This is a genomic window from Georgenia muralis, from assembly GCF_003814705.1.
GTDB classification, from domain to species: Bacteria; Actinomycetota; Actinomycetes; order Actinomycetales; family Actinomycetaceae; genus Georgenia; species Georgenia muralis.
Window position 1 is genome coordinate 1,922,492 of sequence record NZ_RKRA01000001.1, and the last position, 18,718, is coordinate 1,941,209.

11 protein-coding genes are annotated in these 18,718 nt (G+C 75.0%); 6 read left to right on the top strand and 5 right to left on the bottom strand.

From position 1 onward, the window contains the following. Positions 1 to 53: 53 nt before the first annotated feature. On the bottom strand, positions 54 to 1,388 hold the full coding sequence (locus tag EDD32_RS08535) for a M1 family metallopeptidase (RefSeq protein ID WP_123916657.1): 1,335 nt from the start codon (positions 1,386 to 1,388) through the stop codon (positions 54 to 56). Continuing rightward, the gene (locus EDD32_RS08540; protein WP_246006047.1) at positions 1,385 to 5,419 is read right to left on the bottom strand and encodes a Pls/PosA family non-ribosomal peptide synthetase; all 4,035 of its coding nucleotides are present in this window, start codon (positions 5,417 to 5,419) and stop codon (positions 1,385 to 1,387) included. Before EDD32_RS08540 ends, EDD32_RS08535 begins: the two co-directional genes overlap by 4 nt. A 218-nt stretch (positions 5,420 to 5,637) precedes the next feature. On the opposite strand from EDD32_RS08540, the gene EDD32_RS08545 reads away from it, so the two are divergent. Continuing rightward, the gene (locus tag EDD32_RS08545; protein ID WP_123916661.1) at positions 5,638 to 7,104 is read left to right on the top strand and encodes a dihydrolipoyl dehydrogenase family protein; all 1,467 of its coding nucleotides are present in this window, start codon (positions 5,638 to 5,640) and stop codon (positions 7,102 to 7,104) included. 299 nt (positions 7,105 to 7,403) lie between these two features. Here the strand turns inward: EDD32_RS08545 and EDD32_RS08550 are convergent, their stop codons facing one another. Together EDD32_RS08550 and EDD32_RS08555 are read right to left on the bottom strand one after the other, a co-directional pair. Further along, the gene (locus tag EDD32_RS08550; RefSeq protein WP_123916663.1) at positions 7,404 to 8,960 is read right to left on the bottom strand and encodes a glycosyltransferase; all 1,557 of its coding nucleotides are present in this window, start codon (positions 8,958 to 8,960) and stop codon (positions 7,404 to 7,406) included. Between the two features lie 60 nt (positions 8,961 to 9,020). Continuing rightward, positions 9,021 to 10,145, bottom strand: a complete 1,125-nt coding sequence (locus EDD32_RS08555; RefSeq protein WP_123916665.1) for a DUF2804 domain-containing protein — start codon at positions 10,143 to 10,145, stop codon at positions 9,021 to 9,023. Here EDD32_RS08555 and purL point away from each other — a divergent pair. From purL to EDD32_RS08570, 3 genes are all read left to right on the top strand, one after another. Further along, complete coding sequence (gene purL / locus EDD32_RS08560) at positions 10,144 to 12,435, top strand: phosphoribosylformylglycinamidine synthase subunit PurL (protein ID WP_123916667.1); 2,292 nt, start codon at positions 10,144 to 10,146, stop codon at positions 12,433 to 12,435. The two genes, EDD32_RS08555 and purL, sit on opposite strands and share 2 nt — an antisense overlap. Before the next feature lie 64 nt (positions 12,436 to 12,499). Further along, complete coding sequence (gene gdhA, locus EDD32_RS08565; protein ID WP_123916669.1) at positions 12,500 to 13,837, top strand: NADP-specific glutamate dehydrogenase; 1,338 nt, start codon at positions 12,500 to 12,502, stop codon at positions 13,835 to 13,837. Between the two features lies 1 nt (position 13,838). Further along, positions 13,839 to 14,561, top strand: a complete 723-nt coding sequence (locus EDD32_RS08570; RefSeq protein ID WP_123916671.1) for a copper homeostasis protein CutC — start codon at positions 13,839 to 13,841, stop codon at positions 14,559 to 14,561. 7 nt (positions 14,562 to 14,568) lie between these two features. Here EDD32_RS08570 and EDD32_RS08575 read toward each other — a convergent pair whose 3' ends face one another. Next, positions 14,569 to 16,077: an MFS transporter gene (locus tag EDD32_RS08575; protein ID WP_246006048.1), complete on the bottom strand. Its 1,509-nt coding sequence runs from the start codon at positions 16,075 to 16,077 to the stop codon at positions 14,569 to 14,571. A gap of 159 nt (positions 16,078 to 16,236) precedes the next feature. Between EDD32_RS08575 and EDD32_RS08580 the strand changes: the two genes are divergently transcribed. After that, on the top strand, positions 16,237 to 18,192 hold the full coding sequence (locus tag EDD32_RS08580; RefSeq protein ID WP_170175252.1) for a bifunctional metallophosphatase/5'-nucleotidase: 1,956 nt from the start codon (positions 16,237 to 16,239) through the stop codon (positions 18,190 to 18,192). A 186-nt stretch (positions 18,193 to 18,378) separates the two neighbouring features. Next, a complete protein-coding gene (locus EDD32_RS08585; protein WP_123920370.1) occupies positions 18,379 to 18,705 on the top strand; it encodes a sterol carrier family protein in 327 nt (108 codons plus the stop codon). The last annotated feature ends 13 nt before the right edge of the window (positions 18,706 to 18,718 follow it).

Below are 18,718 nucleotides of genomic sequence, written 5' to 3' on the forward strand. Positions count from 1 at the left end.
GGCGCAGCACACCTGCAGGTCACGGACGAACGCCGACCTCCGTCGTGGTCCGCCTATGACCCCGGAAGCGCCGGAAGCCGTGGGCGGTCGAGCCACGCGGTGAGGACGGCGTCGACGCGATCGGCCAGCGCCGGCCCGCCCTCCAGCTCGGCCCGATGGGCCGCGAGTGCGCGGAACTGTCCGGTGGTGACGGTGCCGTACCGGTGCCGACCGGTCCAGGCCCGCAGCAGCTCGAAGAACGCCTCGTCACCGAGCGTCCGGCGGAGTGCGTGCAGCGTCAGTGCCCCCCGCTTGTAGATGAGATCATCGAAGATCCGCTCGGGGCCGGGATTGGAGACGACGAGGTCCTGGCCCGTGCCGCCCAGGCGCCGGTGCCATGCGCGGGCGAGCGAGTCGGCGCTCTCGCCACCAGAGTGCTCGGACCACAGCCACTCGGCGTACGAGGCGAAGCCCTCGTTGAGCCAGATGTGCCGCCACGAGTCCACGGTGAGGGAGTTCCCGAACCACTGGTGCGCGAGCTCGTGCGGGACCAGGCGTGCGCCGTCGTCGTCGCTGAGGTGGTTCGAGCCGAAGACCGACATCCCCTGCGCCTCGACCGGGATCTCGAGCCGGTCGGCGGTGACGACGAGCGTGTACCCCGCGAACGGGTAGGGCCCGAAGACCTCCGTGAAGTAGGCCATGAGCTCGCAGTGCCGCGCGAGCAGCCGCTGCGCAGCTGCGCGGTGGGCCGCCGGCACGACCACCCGCTGCGGAACCGGCTGCTCTCCCAGCGCGACGCTCTCGTAGTTGCCGATCTGCACCGTGGCGAGGTACGTGGCGGTCGGGTGGCGCTCCTCGTAGACCCACGTGGTCGCCGAGGACCGCTCCTTGCGCGCGACCAGCTCCCCGTGCGCCAGGACGAAGAAGGGCCGGTCCACCGTCAGCGAGGTCCGGTAGGTGGCCTTGTCCCCAGGCCGGTCGTTGCACGGGAACCACGAAGGCGCCCCCGTCGGCTGGCTCGCGACCAGCACGCCCTCCTCCAGCTCCTCCCAGCCCACCGGACCCCACGGGCTGTCCATGGGGACCGGCCGACCGCCGTAGCGCACCGAGACCTCGAGCAGTGCGCCGTCGCCGACCTCCTCCGCGAACCGCAGGACGAGCTTGTCGCCGCGGTGGCGGTAGCGCGTGAGCACGGCGCCACGCACCGCGACCTTCTCCACCGTCAGCCCCGCGAGGTCGAGGGCGATCTCCCGCATCTCCTCCCGTGTGCGCACGGTCAGCGTGGCGACGCCGACGAGCACGTTGGGCACCACCCGGTAGGTCAGGTCCAGGTCGTAGTGCTCGACGTGGATGCTCCCGCTCCCGTGCGCGGGCTCGTACCGGTCGGTCTCCTCGGTGCCCGCGCTCACCGGCGGCTCCTCTCGTCGTCGGCACTGTCGTGGGTGGAACGTGGCCGGCCGGCCCTGTCGTCGGCACCCGCACGGCGGCCGGCCCTGTCGCCGGCACCCGCACGGCGGCCGGCTCCGTCGTCGTGGCCGGATCCGTGCATGTCCGTGCGCCAGGGCGCGATCGGGTTGCCCACCCAGCGCGTGGCCGCGGGCACGCGCTCGCCCCGCAGGACCAGCGACGCCGGCCCCACCGTGGCGCCGTCCTCCAGGACCGCGGCGGGCAGGATGACCCCGTGCGGGCCGAGAGTGGCTCCGTCACCGAGGGTGACGGTGTCCAGGGCCATCACCCGGTCGTGGAAGAGGTGGGTCTGCACCACGCAGCCCGGACCGACGGCGGCGCCGTCCCCCAGGTGGACGAGGTCGGCCTCGGGCAGCCAGTAGGTCTGGCACCAGACGCCGCGTCCGATCCGCGCGCCCATCGCCCGCAGCCACCACACCAGCGCGACCGTGCCGGCGACCGCGTCGGCGAAGAACGGGGCGGCGAGGACCTCGGTGAAGGTGTCAGCGAGCTCGCCGCGCCAGACGAACGAGCTCCACAGCGGGTGCTCCCCGGCACGCACCCGTCCCACCACGAGCCACTTCACCGCCACGGTCACCAGCGCGGCGACGGCCCCGGTGGTGAGCAGCACCAGGCCCCCGACGGCAGCCGTGAGGCCCCAGCCGCCCGCCAGCACGAGCGTCTGCAGGACGGCGGCGGTGCCGAGCGCGAGGAGGCCGAGCGCGACGACGGCGCCGAGCCGCACGAGCTCGACCGCACCACGCAGCCACCTCAGCCGTGCGGGTGGGGAGTAGGTCCGCTCGCCGTCGTCGAGGGTCGCGGCCCGGGGGAGGAGGACGGGCGGGCTGCCGAGGTAGCTCGAGCCGGACCTCACCTTGTCCGGTGTCGCCGAGAGCACCGCGACGAGGCCGTTCTTCGGCACCGTCCGTCCCGGCGCCGTCATGCCGGAGTTGCCGAGGAAGGCCCGCCGGCCCACCTTCGCCCGGGCCACGCGCAGCCAGCCGCCGCCCAGCTCGTAGGCGGCGACCATGGTGTCGTCGGCGAGGAACGCCCCTGACTTCACCCGCATCATGCTGGGGATCCCGATGACGGTGGAGATCTCGGTGTCCCGGCCGACCTCCGCCCCGAGCAGCCGCAGCCAGGCGGGCGTGAGGACCGAGGAGTAGAGGGGGAACAGCACGGTGCGGGCGGAGTCCATGAGCCGCTCGGTGCACCACGCCCGCCACGCCTGGGCCGACCGGACCGGGTGGTACCCCTCTCGCAGCCCCCGGCCCAGCACCCGCACCACGGCGACGACGAGGCCCGCGTACACCGTGAACGCCACCAGCGACGCCCCGGCCCCGGCGAGAAGGGCCGGCCCGAGCGCGGCGCCCGCCGCGGGTGCGTCGCGGACCGCCAGACCCACCAGCACGAGCCCGACGGCGACGGCGAGCAGCCCCAGCGCCGCGATGCCGGCGCCGGACAGGGCGTAGACAAGAGGCCAGCGGCGCGGCTCGGCCGGTCGCTCGGCCGGCCACGGGTGGCGTGCCCGGCGCACCCGGGTGGCGGGCGAGCCCGACCAGTACTCGTCCTCGCCGGTGGCGCCGTGCAGGGCCGAGCCGGCGGCGAGGTCGGTGCCGGCCCCCACCCGCGCACCCGGGTAGAGCACGCTGCGGGCCCCCACCGTCGCGCGGGCGCCGATGCTCACGTGCCCGACGTGGACGACGTCGCCGTCGACCCAGTGCCCGGAGAGGTCGACCTCGGGCTCCACGGCGCAGCGCCCGCCCAGGGTGAGCATCCCCGTGACCGGAGGGACGGCGTGGAGGGTGACCCCGCGACCCATGCGTACGCCGAGCGCCCGTGCGTACAGCCCCACCCACGGCGCGCTCGCCGGGGTGACCGCGCCGAAGCCCTCGGCGAGCCGCTCGGCCGCCCAGATCCGCAGGTGCACGCCCCCGCCGCGCGGGTAGGTCCCCGGCCGCACACCGCGCAGGAGCAGGCGGGCGCCGAGGGCGCTGACGCCCATGCGCCCGAGCGGGCTCACCGTCAGGACCCAGCCGGCCAGGACCCACCACCAGGACACCGGCGCCGCCCACGGCACGGCCCACGCCGCGGCGAGGAGGTTGTTCAGCGCCGCGAGGGCCGTCAGCCAGCGCAGTGCGACAAGGGTGCGCAACGGCACCAGGGCGAGGAGCTGGACGATCTGCGCGCGGCGCGGGACCGGGACGGGGACCGCGGGCCGCTCGTGCTCGACGGCCGCGGCGGGCCAGCGGGCGTCGAGATGGTCGGCCAGGTCGCCCAGCAGCGGGTGGTCGTAGACCTCGGCGACCGTCATCTCCGGGTAGCGCCGCCGCAGCGCGGAGACGAGCTGGGCGGCGGTGAGCGAGCTGCCGCCCCGGGCGAAGAAGTCCTCGTCCTCGTCGGCGGGTCGGACCCCGATCACCTCCGCCCACCGCCCGGCCACCCAGCCGGCCGTCCCCTTCAGCGGGGATGGCGCCTCGGCGTCGCCCCCGGCCAGCGGCCAGGGCAGCGCGTCGCGGTCGACCTTGCCCGACGTCCGTGTCGGGATGGAGTCGACGACGGCGAGCAGCGGGATCATCGCGGCCGGCAGGGTCTCGCGGAGGTGGGCCAGCAGCTCCGCCGGTTCCGGGGCGGGTAGGCCCTTCTCGGCGACGACATACCCGACGAGGACGGCCACCCCCGACGGCGTGCGGCGCACCGCGCCGGCGGCCGCACCGACCCCCGGCAGAGCGAGCAGCGCGGCGTCGAGCTCGCCCAGCTCGATGCGACGGCCGTTGACCTTGACCTGGTCGTCGGCCCGGCCGACGAACACCAGGCCCTCGGGGTCGAGCCGGACCAGGTCTCCGCTGCGGTAGGCCCGCTCCCACCCGAGCGAGCCCATGGGGGCGAACCGGGCGGCGTCGAGGGCCGGGTCGAGGTACCGGGCCAGCCCCACGCCGCCGATCACCAGCTCGCCGGTGCCGCCGGGTCGGACCGGCACCCCGTCGCCGTCGACCACCGCGAGGTCCCAGCCGTCCAGCGGCGTGCCGATCCGCACGGGGGTGCCGGGCGTGAGCGGCGCGGCGCAGGCCACCACCGTGGCCTCCGTGGGGCCGTAGGTGTTCCACAGCTCGCGGCCGGGCCGCCAGAGCCGCTCGGCCAGCTCCGGTGGCACCGCCTCGCCGCCGAAGATGAGCAGCCGCACGCCCTCGAGGGAGTCCTCCGGCCACAGACCGGCGAGGGTCGGCACGGTGGAGACGACCGTGATCTCCCGCTCGACCAGCCACGGTCCGAGCTCGGTGCCGGTGCGCACGAGCGCGCGGGGCGCGGGGACGAGGGTCGCCCCGTGGCGCCACGCGAGCCACATCTCCTCGCACGAGGCGTCGAACGCGACGGACAGGCCCGCCAACACACGGTCCCCGGGGCCCAGCGGCTCGTCCTGGAGGAAGAGCCGTGCCTCGGCGTCGACGAACGCGGCGGCGCTGCGGTGCGTGACCGCCACACCCTTGGGGGTGCCGGTCGACCCGGAGGTGAAGATCACCCAGGCGTCGTCGTCGGGCGAGGGAGCGTGCGGGACGTGCCGGCCGGGTGTGACCGGGGCCGGCGCGCCGCCGAGCCGGGTGAGGTGGACGTCGTCACCGACCACCGCGACGACGGCCGCCTCGGTGAGCACCAGGTCGGCGCGCTCGTCCGGGTCGTCGGCGTCGACCGGGACGTACGCGGCGCCGGCGTGCAGGACGGCCAGGATCGACAGGTACAGCCCGACCGTGCCCGACGTCGCGCGCACCCCGACCCGGTCGCCGGGCCGGACCCCGGCTGCGACGAGCCGCTCCGCCCGCACGGCGACGGCGTCGGCGAGGGCGGCGTAGGTGAGCTCCTCGTCGCCGTCGTCGATCGCGACGACGGTGGGGTGGCGCCGGACCGTGGCGGCGAAGACGTCCACCAGGGTGCGCTCCTGCGGCGCCCGCGACCCCGCGCGGAGGTCGGGCACCGCGGGGGCGCTGGGCGTGCTCACGGCTGGGTCGGTCCTCCAGGTCGCTCGTGGTCCGCCGCGGGGGCGGATGGGCCCGCCGCAGGGGCGGGTGGACCCGCCGCGGGGGGGGGGTGGCCGGGCCGTCGGCATCGTCTCACGCGGTGGTGACGGAGCTCCGCGGCGCCCGGCTGCGGGGCGGGCGCGCGCGGGCCGGGCTGCGCGCGGTTGCGGGTCCGTGCGGGGCCCCGCAGGCTCGCCACATGGAGAGCACGGGGAGCACGGGGAACACCGAGAGCACGGGGAACTCCGAGAGCACATACGACGTCGTCGTGATCGGCGGCGGGTCCACCGGCGAGAACGTGGCCGACCACGCCCACCGTGGCGGGCTGAGCGTGGCGATGGTGGAGTCCCACCTCGTCGGCGGGGAGTGCTCCTACTACGCGTGCATGCCGTCCAAGGCGCTGCTACGGCCGGCTCAGGCCCTCGAGGCCGCGCGTCGTGTGGCCGGTGCGGCGGGCGCCGTCGGTGAGGTGGACGCCACTGCCGTGCTCGAGCGACGGACGAGCTTCACCCACGGCTGGGACGACTCCTCCCAGGTGAGGTGGGCCGACGGCGCGGGGATCGACGTCGTGCGGGGGCGGGGCCGGCTCGACGGCGAGCGGCGCGTCGTCGTCGCAGGTCCCGACGGCGAACGTGTCCTGACCGCGCGGCACGCCGTCGTCGTGGCCACCGGCTCCGCGCCCGCCGTCCCGCCCGTCGACGGCCTGGCGAGTGCGCGGTTCTGGACCACGCGCGAGGCCACGAGCGCGACGGCGGTGCCGCGCCGCCTCGTGGTGATCGGCGCCGGCGTCGCCGGGACCGAGCTCGCCCAGGCCTTCGCGCGGCTGGGCTCGACGGTGACGCTCCTGGCCCGCTCCCGGGTGCTGAGCGCGTTGCCGGCCGGCGCGGGGCACGCGGTCGCCGAGGCCCTGCTCCGTGACGGCATCGACGTGCGCACGGGTGCCGCGGTCGCCTCCGTGGACCGAGCGGCCGGTCCCGACGGCGAGGTGACCGTCCGCCTCGAGGGTGGCGGCGAGGTCGTCGCCGACGAGGTCCTCGTCGCGGCCGGGCGCCGTCCCCGTACCGGCGACCTCGGGCTCGCGACCATCGGCCTGGAGCTGGACGACGGCGCACCGCTCGAGGTCGACGACAGCGGCCGGGTCGGGGCGGTGGCGGGCGGGTGGCTCTACGCCGCGGGCGACGTCACCGGTCGGGCGCCGCTGACCCACCAGGGCAAGTACGCGGCCAGGGCCGTCGGTGTCGCCGTCGCCGCCCGGGCCGCCGGGACCCTCGGCGACGACGTCGAGCCGTGGTCCGCCGCAGCGGCGACCGCCGACCACCGCGCCGTCCCCCAGGTCGTCTTCACCGACCCGGGCGTCGCGCACGTCGGGCTCGACGCCGACGCCGCGCGGGAGGCCGGGTTCACGGTGCGCATGGTCGAGGAGGACCTCGGCGCGGTCGCCGGCGCGTCCCTCCACGCCGACGGCTACGCCGGCTGGGCCCGGCTGGTCGTCGACGCCGAGCGGGACGTCGTCCTCGGTGCGACGTTCGTCGGCCAGGACGTCGCCGAGCTGCTCCACGCTGCGACGATCGCCGTCGTGGGGGAGGTGCCGCTGTCCCGGCTCCGCCACGCGGTCCCGGCGTACCCGACGATGAGCGAGATCTGGCTGCGGCTGCTGGACCACTGAGCTGAGACGAACGGGGGCGTCGGGGACGAGGCGGCGGTCGGTCCAGGGCGTCTGGGGGCGGTCGGGGGCGCCCAATGACGCGGCGGCGGTCCTGGGCGTCCGGGGAGGAATCGGCGGTTCGGGTCAGTTCCGACGGCTGCCGGCCGTCGGAACTGACCCATCGACTGCCCCGCAGTGACCCATCGGCTGCCGGCTGCCCCGCACTGACCCATCGGCTGCCGGCCGTCGGAACTGACCCATCGGTTGCGCCGCGCCGGACTGCGCCCCGCGGCTGCGCCGGGCTGGACCGGCCGGAGCGTCTAGCCCAGCATCTCGGCGATGAGGTCGACGTACTGCAGCAGGTGGCGGTCGCTGAGGTACGCCTGACGCACCCGCGCGTGCGCGGTCTCACCCAGCTGCCGGGCGAGGGCCGGCTCGGCGAGCAGCCGCCCGACGTGGGTCATGAGCTCGGCGAGGTCCCGCGGATCGTCCACGAGCAGCCCGTTCTCGCCGTCGGTGATCTGGTCCTGGATGCCCCCGACGGCTGTCGCCACGACCGGCTTGCCCTTCCACAGCGCCTCGGCCACCGTCAGGCCGAAGCCCTCGGCGAGGCTCTTCTGGACGACGACGGTGGCGTAGCGCTGAACGGCGTTGACGACCACGGCGCTCGCGGCCGTGTCGGGCAGGCAGGCCACGTGCACCCGGGCCCGCACGCCCGCCTCGAGCCCGGCCCACATCTGCAGGCACCGCTCGAGCACCTCCTCGCCCTCGGTGTCCTCCGGGCCGACGTCGGCGCCGGCGAGGAGGAGGTGGACGTCCTCCGGCAGCTCCTCGCACGCCTCGTCGAAGGCGATGAGCAGCCCGGTCATGTCCTTGAGGCGGTTCCAGCGGGAGAGCTGGAGCACGACCCGGGCGTCGGGCGGCACCGGGCCGCCGGCCCGCACGACCGAGCCCAAGTCGCCGGTCCGCACGACCGAGCCCAAGGCGCCGGCCCGCACGACCGAGCCCAGGCCGCCGGTCCGCACGACCGAGCCCGGGCCGTCGGCCTGAGCGCCTGACCCCGGTCCGCCGGCCCGCACGACCGAGCCCGAGCTGCCCGCCTGAGCGCCTGACCCCGGTCCGCCGGCCTGAACGCCGGACCCCGGTCCGCCGAGTCCCGTGCTCCCGGCGCCGGCGAGGATGCCTGCCCCACGCAGGAGGTCACGCACCTCGGCGTCCTCCAGCGGGCGGTTCTTGGCCGACAACGGATCCACCGAGGGGGCGATGACCCGGACGGTGACGGCGTCGAGGAAGCCGGGCCGGTAGTCCGCGCGGCTGAACACCGACCGCTCGGCGTGGGCCAGCGAGGGCTCGAGAAACGCCCAGCCGGCGTCGGAGACCTCGCCCGCCACGTCGCTGCCGATGTGGCAGCGCCACACCACGTGCGCCCCGCGGGCGGCCAGGCCCGGGGCCAGCCCGGCGGTACCGGGGTCGTGCAGGACGACGACGTCGCCGGGGGCGACCTGGCTCCGGACCTCCTCGAGGTTCGCCGCCAGGACCCGGTCGTACATCGCCATCTCGTCGCGGCCGAGGGGCCCGCCGTCACCCCGGTCGCCGTGGAGGGCGTGGTGGAGGCGGTCGGTGACGAGCCGGAAGTCGGAGTCGCCGTCGACGACGAGCCAGCGCACGTCCACGCCCGCCCCCGTCACGTAGGGCAGGAGGCTGCGCAGCAGCTCCCCCACCCCGCCGACCTCGGTGGCCGAGACGTTCCACACCCGCCTGTCGGCGAGGAGGCCGCGGGCGCGGGCGGCGCCCGCCTCGAGGCGGCGGGCGGAGACCTCGTCCAGCGCGGCGACGAGGGTGGCGAGAGGGGTGGCGGCGACGTCGACGGTCCTCATGCCCCGATCAAACTCCGATCGCCCCGAACGCGCGGGGGAACGGACGGGGGAACCGGGCGCTCACCACCGGCTGGTGACGTCCTCCGCCCACCCGACGAGGCCGTCGACCCGGCGCCGCTCGCCGGCGTCGTCGACCACCCAGCCGGTCCAGGTGCCGAAGCTCTGGTAGGTCGTGGTGGACAGCACGCCGAGCTTGGTCGTGGCCGAGCGGACGTGGAAGGGCCGGAGCTGCACCTGGACCCGGTCGCCGGTGACGAACCAGGTCGCGCCCCGGTCGGCGGCGTCGTAGGCCCACGAGAGGTCCTCGTTGATGCGGTGGACCCGCCCGTCCAGGACGACGGCGTTCTCGGTGGTGCCGGTCCCGTCCGTCCAACGACCACCGAGCTGCAGCCCGGTCGTCACGCCGTCGACGAGACCCGACCCGACGGCGGAGATCCACTCCACGGAGTACGGCCACCGGCCGCGCCCGAAGCCCGCCACGGCCCAGCTCGGGTCGTCGCGCTCGACGGTGATCTCCCGCTCGTCGAGCCACATCCGCCCCCGCACCGGCAGCGCGACCTGGCGCAGGCTGTACTGGAAGAGCCGGTCGCTCCACGGCACGACGACGCCGAGCGACTCGCGCTCACGGACCTCCTCGACGACGAGGTTCAGGCGCAGCCGCGGCGCCACGGCGCGCAGCCGCATCCCCTCGGCCACCGGGTCGAACGCCACGGCGAAGGACCCGCTCTGCCCGCGGGCCGGGCCGCCGCCGTAGCGGCTGGGCAGGCGCACGTCCCTGGCCAGCGGCACGGTGGCGGTCGAGCCGAGCTGGACGCCGGTGGCCCGGTCGAGGACCCAGACCTCGTGCAGCGCTGCGTAGTTGAGGCTCGAGAGCTGCAGGACGACGCAGTGCTCGGGGGTCTGGACGCTCCAGGAGTCCCACCGCTTCGTCCGCGCCCACGTCGAGGCCCGGCCGAGCGGGTCCCCGGTGCGCAGGTTCGCCCGGTGCAGCGGCGTGCGGGTCCAGCCCACCGCAGCGGGGTTGAGGGCCCCGGAGGGAAGGCAGAGGTCCACCTCGTGGGTGATCTCGGCCACCACCGCACCATCGTCGCGCACCACCACCTCGCCCGCCCGGCGGACACGCACGAGGGCGGCCAGGAGGCGCAGGTACCCTGACCCCGCACCCGACCCGAGCGGAGGAACCATGACTGGCGTGGTCGAGCCGGACACCGTCGCCCACGCGGCCGCCACCCCCGAGGTCCGGCTGCCGTACCGCGAGCTCGGGCTCAAGGACGACGAGTACGAGGAGATCGTCGGCCTGCTCGGCCGGCGCCCCACCGCCGCCGAGCTGGCGATGTACTCCGTCATGTGGTCCGAGCACAGCTCCTACAAGTCGTCCAAGATCCACCTGCGCCAGTTCGGCGAGAAGACCGACGACGCGATGCGCGAGCGCCTCCTCGTGGGCATGGGCGAGAACGCCGGCGTCGTGGACATCGGCCAGGGCTGGGCGGTGACCTTCAAGGTCGAGTCGCACAACCACCCCAGCTTCGTCGAGCCGTACCAGGGTGCCGCGACCGGCGTCGGCGGGATCGTCCGCGACATCATCTCGATGGGCGCCCGGCCGGTGGCCGTCATGGACCAGCTGCGGTTCGGCGCGATCGACCACCCCGACACCGCCCGGGTCGTCCACGGCGTCGTCTCCGGCGTCGGCGGCTACGGCAACTGCCTGGGCCTGCCCAACATCGGCGGTGAGGTGGACTTCGACCCCTCCTACCAGGGCAACCCGCTGGTCAACGCGCTGTGCCTGGGCGTGCTGCGCCACGAGGACATCCACCTCGCCAACGCCTCCGGGACGGGCAACAAGGTCGTCCTCTTCGGCGCCCGGACCGGCGGCGACGGCATCGGCGGCGCGTCCATCCTCGCCAGCGAGACCTTCGTGGACGGTATGCCCACCAAGCGGCCGAGCGTCCAGGTGGGCGACCCCTTCATGGAGAAGGTCCTCATCGAGTGCTGCCTCGAGCTCTTCGCGGCGGGCGTCGTCGAGGGCATCCAGGACCTCGGGGCCGCGGGGATCTCCTGCGCCACCTCCGAGCTGGCCTCGAACGGCGACGGCGGCATGCACGTCGACCTGGAGAACGTCCTCCTGCGCGACCCCACGCTCACCGCGGGGGAGATCCTCATGAGCGAGTCCCAGGAACGCATGATGGCGGTCGTCGCCCCGGACAAGCTCGACGCGTTCCTCGAGATCACCGGCCGGTGGGACGTCGAGAGCGCCGTCATCGGCGAGGTCACCGGGACCGGCCGCCTCACCATCGACCACCACGGCCACCGCATCGTCGACGTCGACCCGCGCACCGTCGCGCACGACGCCCCCGTCTACGACCGGCCCTACGCCCGCCCCGCCTGGCAGGACGACCTCAACGCCGACTCCGCCCGCCACCTGCCGCGCCCGCGCAGCGGGGCGGAGCTGCGCGAGCAGGTGCTCGCGCTCGTGGCCTCGCCGAACCTCGCGTCCAAGGCGTGGGTGACCGACCAGTACGACCGGTACGTCCAGGGCAACACCGCGCTCGCCCAGCCCGACGACGCCGGCGTCGTGCGCGTGGTGGAGGAGACCAACCTCGGCGTGGCGCTCTCCACCGACGCCAACGGCCGGTTCACCAAGCTCGACCCGTACACCGGCGCCCAGCAGGCGCTCGCCGAGGCCTACCGCAACGTCGCGACCGTCGGCGCCCGGCCGCTCGCCGTGACCGACTGCCTCAACTTCGGCTCCCCCGAGGACCCGGACGCGATGTGGCAGCTGGTCCAGGCGGTCACCGGCCTGGCCGACGCCTGCAGGACGCTGGGCGTGCCGGTCACCGGCGGCAACGTCTCCCTCTACAACGGCACCGGCGAGCCGGGCCGGATCGACTCCTCCATCAACCCCACCCCCGTCGTCGGGGTGCTCGGGGTCATGGCGGACGTCACCCGCGCCACGCCCTCCGGGTGGACCGAGGCCGGGCTCGCCCTGTACCTCCTGGGCGCCACGGCCGAGGAGCTCGACGGCTCGGCGTGGGCCGACGTCGTCCACCACCACCTGGGCGGGCTGCCGCCCGCGGTGGACCTCGAGGCCGAGCGCGCGCTCGCCGAGGTCCTGCTCGGCGCCGCCGGCGGCCTCGCCCGCGCCGCGCACGACCTGTCCACCGGCGGGCTGGCCCAGGCTCTCGTCGACGGCGTGCTGCGCTACCGCGTCGGCGCGACGGTCGACCTCGAGGCGGTGGCGACGCGCGACGCCGTCGACCTCGCCACGCTGATGTTCGCCGAGACCGGCGCGCGCGCGCTCGTCGCCGTCGACCCCGGCCGGGCCGGAGAGCTCGAGTCCCTCGCCGTCGCGCACGGGGTCCCCGCCGCCCGGGTGGGCACCACGGGCGGTGCCCGGCTCGACGCCGGGGCCTTCTCCCTGACGATCGAGGAGCTCTCCACCGCCTCGTCCGCGACCCTGCCGCGCCACTTCGGCTGACACCACGCCGCGACGCGGGCCCGCCCGGCCCTCCCGCGCCACTACGACGAACGGACGACGAACGATGCAGGACGATCTTCAGGAGGTCTACGACCAGGTCCTCCACCGCAACCACGGCGAGGCCGAGTTCCACCAGGCCGTCCGTGAGGTCCTCGAGACCCTCGGCCCGGTGCTCGCCCGGCACCCGGAGTACCGCGACCACGCCGTCCTCAGCCGGATCGTGGAGCCCGAGCGGCAGCTGATGTTTCGGGTGCCGTGGGTCGACGACGCCGGCCGGGTCCAGGTCAACCGCGGCTTCCGGGTGCAGTTCAGCTCGGCGCTGGGCCCGTACAAGGGCGGGCTGCGCTTCCACCCGAGCGTCAACCTCGGCATCGTGAAGTTCCTCGGCTTCGAGCAGATCTTCAAGAACGCGCTCACCGGGCAGGGGATCGGCGGCGGCAAGGGTGGCTCGGACTTCGACCCCCACGGGCGCAGCGACGGCGAGGTCATGCGCTTCTGCCAGTCGTACATGACCGAGCTCTACCGCCACCTGGGCGAGCACACCGACGTCCCGGCCGGAGACATCGGGGTGGGCGGCCGGGAGATCGGCTACCTCTACGGCCAGTACAAGCGGCTGACCAACCGGTTCGAGAGCGGTGTCCTCACCGGCAAGGGCATCGGCTGGGGCGGCTCGCGGGCCCGGACCGAGGCCACCGGGTACGGCGTCGTCATCTTCGCCGACCGGATGCTGGCCACCACCGGGCGGTCCATGGAGGGGCAGCGGGTGATCGTCTCCGGCTCGGGCAACGTGGCGATCTACGCCATCGCCAAGGCCCAGGAGCTCGGCGCCACGCCGGTGACCTTCTCCGACTCCAGCGGCTACGTCGTCGACGAGGACGGGGTGGACCTCGAGCTGCTCCGCGAGGTCAAGGAGGTCGAGCGCGGGCGGGTCGCGGACTACGTCGAGCGGCGGCCGTCGGCCCGGCTCGTGCGCGGCGGACGGGTCTGGGACGTGCCCGGCACGGTCGCGCTGCCCTGCGCCACCCAGAACGAGCTCGACCGGCACGCCGCGGAGACCCTCGTCCGCAACGGGGTCACGGTCGTCGCCGAGGGCGCGAACATGCCCTCCACCCCCGACGCCGTCGAGGTCTTCCAGACGTCGGACGTGCTCTTCGGCCCCGGCAAGGCGGCCAACGCCGGCGGTGTCGCGACGTCGGCGCTGGAGATGGCGCAGAACGCGTCCCGGCACGCCCGCAGCTTCGCCGAGGTCGCCTCGATGCTCGAGACGATCATGGACCGCATCCACGACACCTGCGCCTCCACCGCCGAGGAGTTCGGCTCCCCGGGCGACTACGTGCTCGGCGCCAACATCGCGGGCTTCCGCAGGGTCGCCGACGCGATGGTCGACCAGGGCGTCGTCTGAGGTGGACCTCGAGATCGCCGTCCAGGACGTCGCGGGCGCGCAGACCGCCGCGGCGGGCGGCGCCGACCGGATCGAGCTGTGCCAGGCCCTGACCCTCGGGGGGCTGACGCCGTCGGCGGGCGCGATCGAGGCCGCGGCCGACCTCGGGATCGCCGTACACGTGCTCGTCCGGCCCCGCCCGGGGGGCTTCGTCTGCTCCGCCGTCGAGGTCTCGGGCATGGTGCGCGACGTCGAGGCGGCGGTCGACGCCGGGGCCACGGGCGTGGTCGTCGGGGCCCTGACCGCCGACGGCGCCGCGCTGGACTGCCACGCCCTCAAGGCCCTCGTCCGGGCGGCCGAGGGGCGCGACGTCACCGTGCACCGGTGCGTCGACGTCCTCCTCGCCCGCGGGTCCGACCCGGCTGCTCTCGTCGACCAGCTCGCCGGCTTCGGGGTGCGCCGCGTGCTCACCTCCGGCGGCGCGCCGCGGGCGCTGGCGGGGGCGGGCGTGCTCGAGGCGATGACGGCGTCGGGCGGCCTCGAGGTCGTCGCCGGCGGCGGGGTCCACCCGCGCGACGTCGCCGCGCTCGCCGCCACCGGGGTGGCCGGCGTGCACCTCTCCGCCCGGGTCCGGGTGGCGGACGCCGGTCCCGCGGGTCCCGGCGGGGGGGACGACGGCTACGACGTGACCGACGCCGGGCTCGTCGCGGCCGCACGGGCCGCGGTGGACGCCGTCGCCGGCTGAGCCGAGCTCAACGGGCGGGCTGCGCCTCGTGCGGTCCGCGCCGGCGCCGCAGCGCGTCGACGACGGCCACCGCCAGGGCGAGGGCGAAGAGCGCGAGGGTGACGCGGAGGCTGACGGACAGCGCCGGTCCGTGGCCCCGCGCGGGGCCCTCCGCGCCGGCCAGGGACGCGAAGAAGACCGCGCCGATCCCGGCGACGCCGACCGATGCGCCGATGCGCTGGGTGGTCTGGAGCAGGCCGCCGGCCGTGCCGCCCCCGGCAACCGGCACGTCCGCCAGGGTGAGTGCCTGGTTGGGCGAGATGACCGCCCCGTTGCCCAGGCCCGCGAGGGCGAACCACACCGCCATCCACCCGGCGGTGGCGGTCCCGTCCAGGCGGGCGGCGGTCAGGTCGACCCCGAGGACCCCCACCGACATCACGACGATGCCGACCACGACCGTCCACCGGCCCCACCGCTGCACCAGGCGACCGCTCGCCGCGGCGGAGACGGCACCGACCAGCGCGAAGGGGGTCTGGACGAGCCCCGCCTGGAGGGGGCTCAGCCCCAGGCCGTTCTGCAGGTAGAGGGTGCCGACGAGGAAGATCGCCGTGAACCCGGCGAAGTAGGCGGTGCCCACGACGGCCCCGAAGGCGAACGACGGCGTGCGCACCAGCGAGGAGGGGATGACCGGGGTGCGGCCGGCGCGCTCGACGTGGCGCTCCCGGGCGACGAGGGCCACGACCGAGGCCCCCGCGACGCCGAGGAGCCACCAGGGCGACCGCCCGCCCTCGGCGGAGTTGACGAAGGGCAGCAGCACGCACAGGACGCTCACGGCGACCAGGCCGAGACCGACGACGTCGAGGTCGAGCCGGGCGCTGGGCGGTCCCGTCGCGGCCGGTCGGCCGGCCGACGACGGGCGCTCGGACGACGGGGCAGGGGACGACCGGTCCGTGCGCGGCAGGTAGCGCAGCGCCAGCGGGATGAGCACCGCACCGAGGGGGACGTTGACGAGGAAGACGGCCCGCCAGCCCTGGTCCTCGCCGAAGAGGGCCAGCAGCGTCCCGCCCAGCAGCGGCCCGACCGCGGTCGAGACGCCGATCGTCGCCCCGAACAGGCCGAACGCCCGGCCCCGGTCCGCACCGGTGAAGAGCTGCTGGATCAGCCCCACCACCTGGGGGTTGAGGACGCCGGCGGCGAACCCCTGCACCAGCCGCATGACCGCGAGCATCTCCGGCGTCGTCGCGAGGCCGCACGCGGCGGAGGCGACGACGAAGCCGGTGAGCCCGGCCACGAACACCGGGCGACGTCCGCGCACGTCGCCGAGCCGACCCGCCGGGACCAGGACGAGTCCGAACGCGAGGGTGTACCCGGCCACGATCCACTGCAGGTCGGACGGCCCGGCGCCGAGCGAGGCCTCGATCGAGGGCAGGGCCACGTTGACGATCGAGACGTCGAGCAGGGTCATGAACCCGGCGCCCAGGCAGACGGCGAACGCGCGCCACCGCTCGTCCGGCTGGGGGAGGGCCGAGGAGGTCACGTGCCAGGTCTAGCAGAGGGTCCCCCGACGCCGCCCCCGGGTGCCGGGGCGTTCACCGCCTGGCCACCGGATCGCCTCTTCGAGAGGGTTCCCTCCGGTGACGCCAGTCACTAGTGTCCGGAAGGCAACATGTCATGTCCCCCACGCGTGAGGTCACCCATGCACCCCTCTGCTGCGCACACCCGCGCACGTCTCCTCCGCCCGGCAACCACGCTGGGCGCCCTCTCGCTGGCAGCGGTCGGCCTGACCGCCCTGCCGGCCTCGGCGGTCGTCAACGAGGACGGATCCGTCACCGTGGACGTCCTCGGGATCACCGACTTCCACGGCGCGCTGGAGCAGGCCCCCTACCTGGCCGGTCAGATCGACGCGATCACCGCCGAGAACCCCGACACGCTGTTCGTCTCCGCCGGTGACAACATCGGCGGCTCGACGTACGAGTCGGCCATCCAGCAGGACGTCCCGACGATCGACGTCCTCAACGCCATGGGCCTGGACGCCTCCGCCGTCGGCAACCACGAGTTCGACGCCGGGTACGCCGACCTCCGCGACCGCGTCCTGCCGCTCGCCGACTGGGACTACCTCGGCGCGAACGTCGGCGGCGCCCCGGAGCTCGCCCCCTACACCGTGGTCGACGTGAGCGGCGTGAGCGTCGCGTTCGTCGGGTCGGTCACCGAGGAGACCCCGACCATCGTGTCGAAGGACGGCATCGCCGGCCTGACGTTCGGCGACCCGGTGGCGGCCACGAACGAGGTCGCCGCGACGCTGTCGGACGGTGACCCGGACAACGGGGAGGCCGATGTCGTCGTCGCGCTGATCCACGAGGGCGTACACGTCGTCGACGGCTTCACGGGCGACATCGATGCCGTGTTCACCGGCCACACGCACGTCGACCTGGTCGGTTCGACCACCCCGTCGGGTGCCCCGGTCGTCCAGGCCGGCGCCGCCGGGTCCCACCTCGGTCGCATCACGCTGACCGTGACCACCGGTGGGGACGTCACAGGGACCGGCTCGCTCATCCCGATCGACGGCACCGGGCCCGCCGACGCCGAGGTCCAGGCGATCGTCGACGAGGCACTCGCACAGGCAGACGTGCTCGGCCAGAACGTGGTCGGCGAGGCGTCCGCGCCGATCAACGGCGGCTCGAACGACGGCACGACCGCCGGCTCGGAGCCCCCGGTCAACCGGGGCACCGAGTCCCCCCTGGGCAACTTCCTCGCCGGCGTGGCGAAGTGGACCGCTGAGCAGGTCGACCTCGCGCCGGACTTCGGCATCATCAACCCCGGCGGCATCCGCGCCGACCTCGACGCCGACGGGAACGGTGAGGTCACCTACGCCGAGGCCTTCACCACCCAGCCGTTCGGCAACACCATCGGGACCGTCGACCTCACCGGCGCCCAGGTCGTCACGCTGCTCGAGCAGCAGTGGAACACCGAGCAGACCGTCAGCCGGCCGATGCTCCGGCTGGGCCTGTCGGACGACGTCGAGTACGTCTACGACCCTGCCGGGGCCGCGGGCGAGCGCATCACCGAGGTCTACATCGACGGTGCGCCGATCGTGCTCACCGACACCTACCGGGTCGCCTCCAACACGTTCCTGCTCGACGGCCTGGACGGCTTCACCGTCCTCGGCGAGGGGGCGAACCTCAAGGAGACGGGCATCGTCGACCTCCAGGGTCTCATCGACTACCTGGACACCTTCGGCTCCGTCAGCCCGGACTACAGCCAGCGCTCCGTCGGCGTCACCGGTCCGCAGGAGCTCGAGAGCGGGACCGAGGTCACCCTCGAGCTGTCGTCGCTCGCCTTCACCACGACCGAGCCGAACCCGACCGAGGTCACCGTCTCGCTCGCCGGAAAGATCCTCGCCTCCGCCCCGGTCGACGCCACGATCACGCCCGCCCGGGACGAGACCGGCCGTGCGACGGTGACCTTCACCGTCCCCGCGCTCGAGGAGGGCGCGTACGACCTCGTGATCTCCACCGACTACACGGAGATCGCCCTGCCGGTGCAGGTGGTCGAGCTGCCGCCGGGCCTTGCTGCCACGCACCCGGGCAAGGGCAACGTCCCACAGCATGTCCTCGACATGTGGGCCGCCAAGACCAGCGGACCGCGCGGCTGACGAGTAGCGCCGCACGACCCGCGGCCCCGTCCACCACCTGGTGGGCGGGGCCGCGGTGCGCCGGGCGACGGCTCGGCCTCCGTCGACGCGCTCGCGGGCGGGTGGCCGTGCCGCCACGTCGTGCGTGACGCACCGCCGCCGCACTACCGTGGCGGGGTGCGCCGCCGGATCGACCCCGTGGAGGGGATGGCCGCCGTGCGCCGCTGGGCGGGCGGCGACGCCCCCGCCGCGGTGGTGCGCACGGCGGTGCGTTTCGCGCTCGAGGAGCTCGCCGCGAGCTCGCCCGGCAACAGCGTCGAGGTCCGGGTGCCCCCGGCCGGCGCGGTCCAGGCGATCGCCGGCCCGCGCCACACCCGCGGCACCCCGCCCAACGTCGTCGAGACGGATCCGCAGACTTGGCTCGAGCTGGCCACGGGCGCGCTCAGCTGGGCGCGGGCCGTGGCCGAGGGGCGCGTGCGCGCGTCGGGCACACGCGCCGACCTCGGTCCGGTCCTGCCGCTGCTGAGGGCCTGAGGATCCCAGCCCC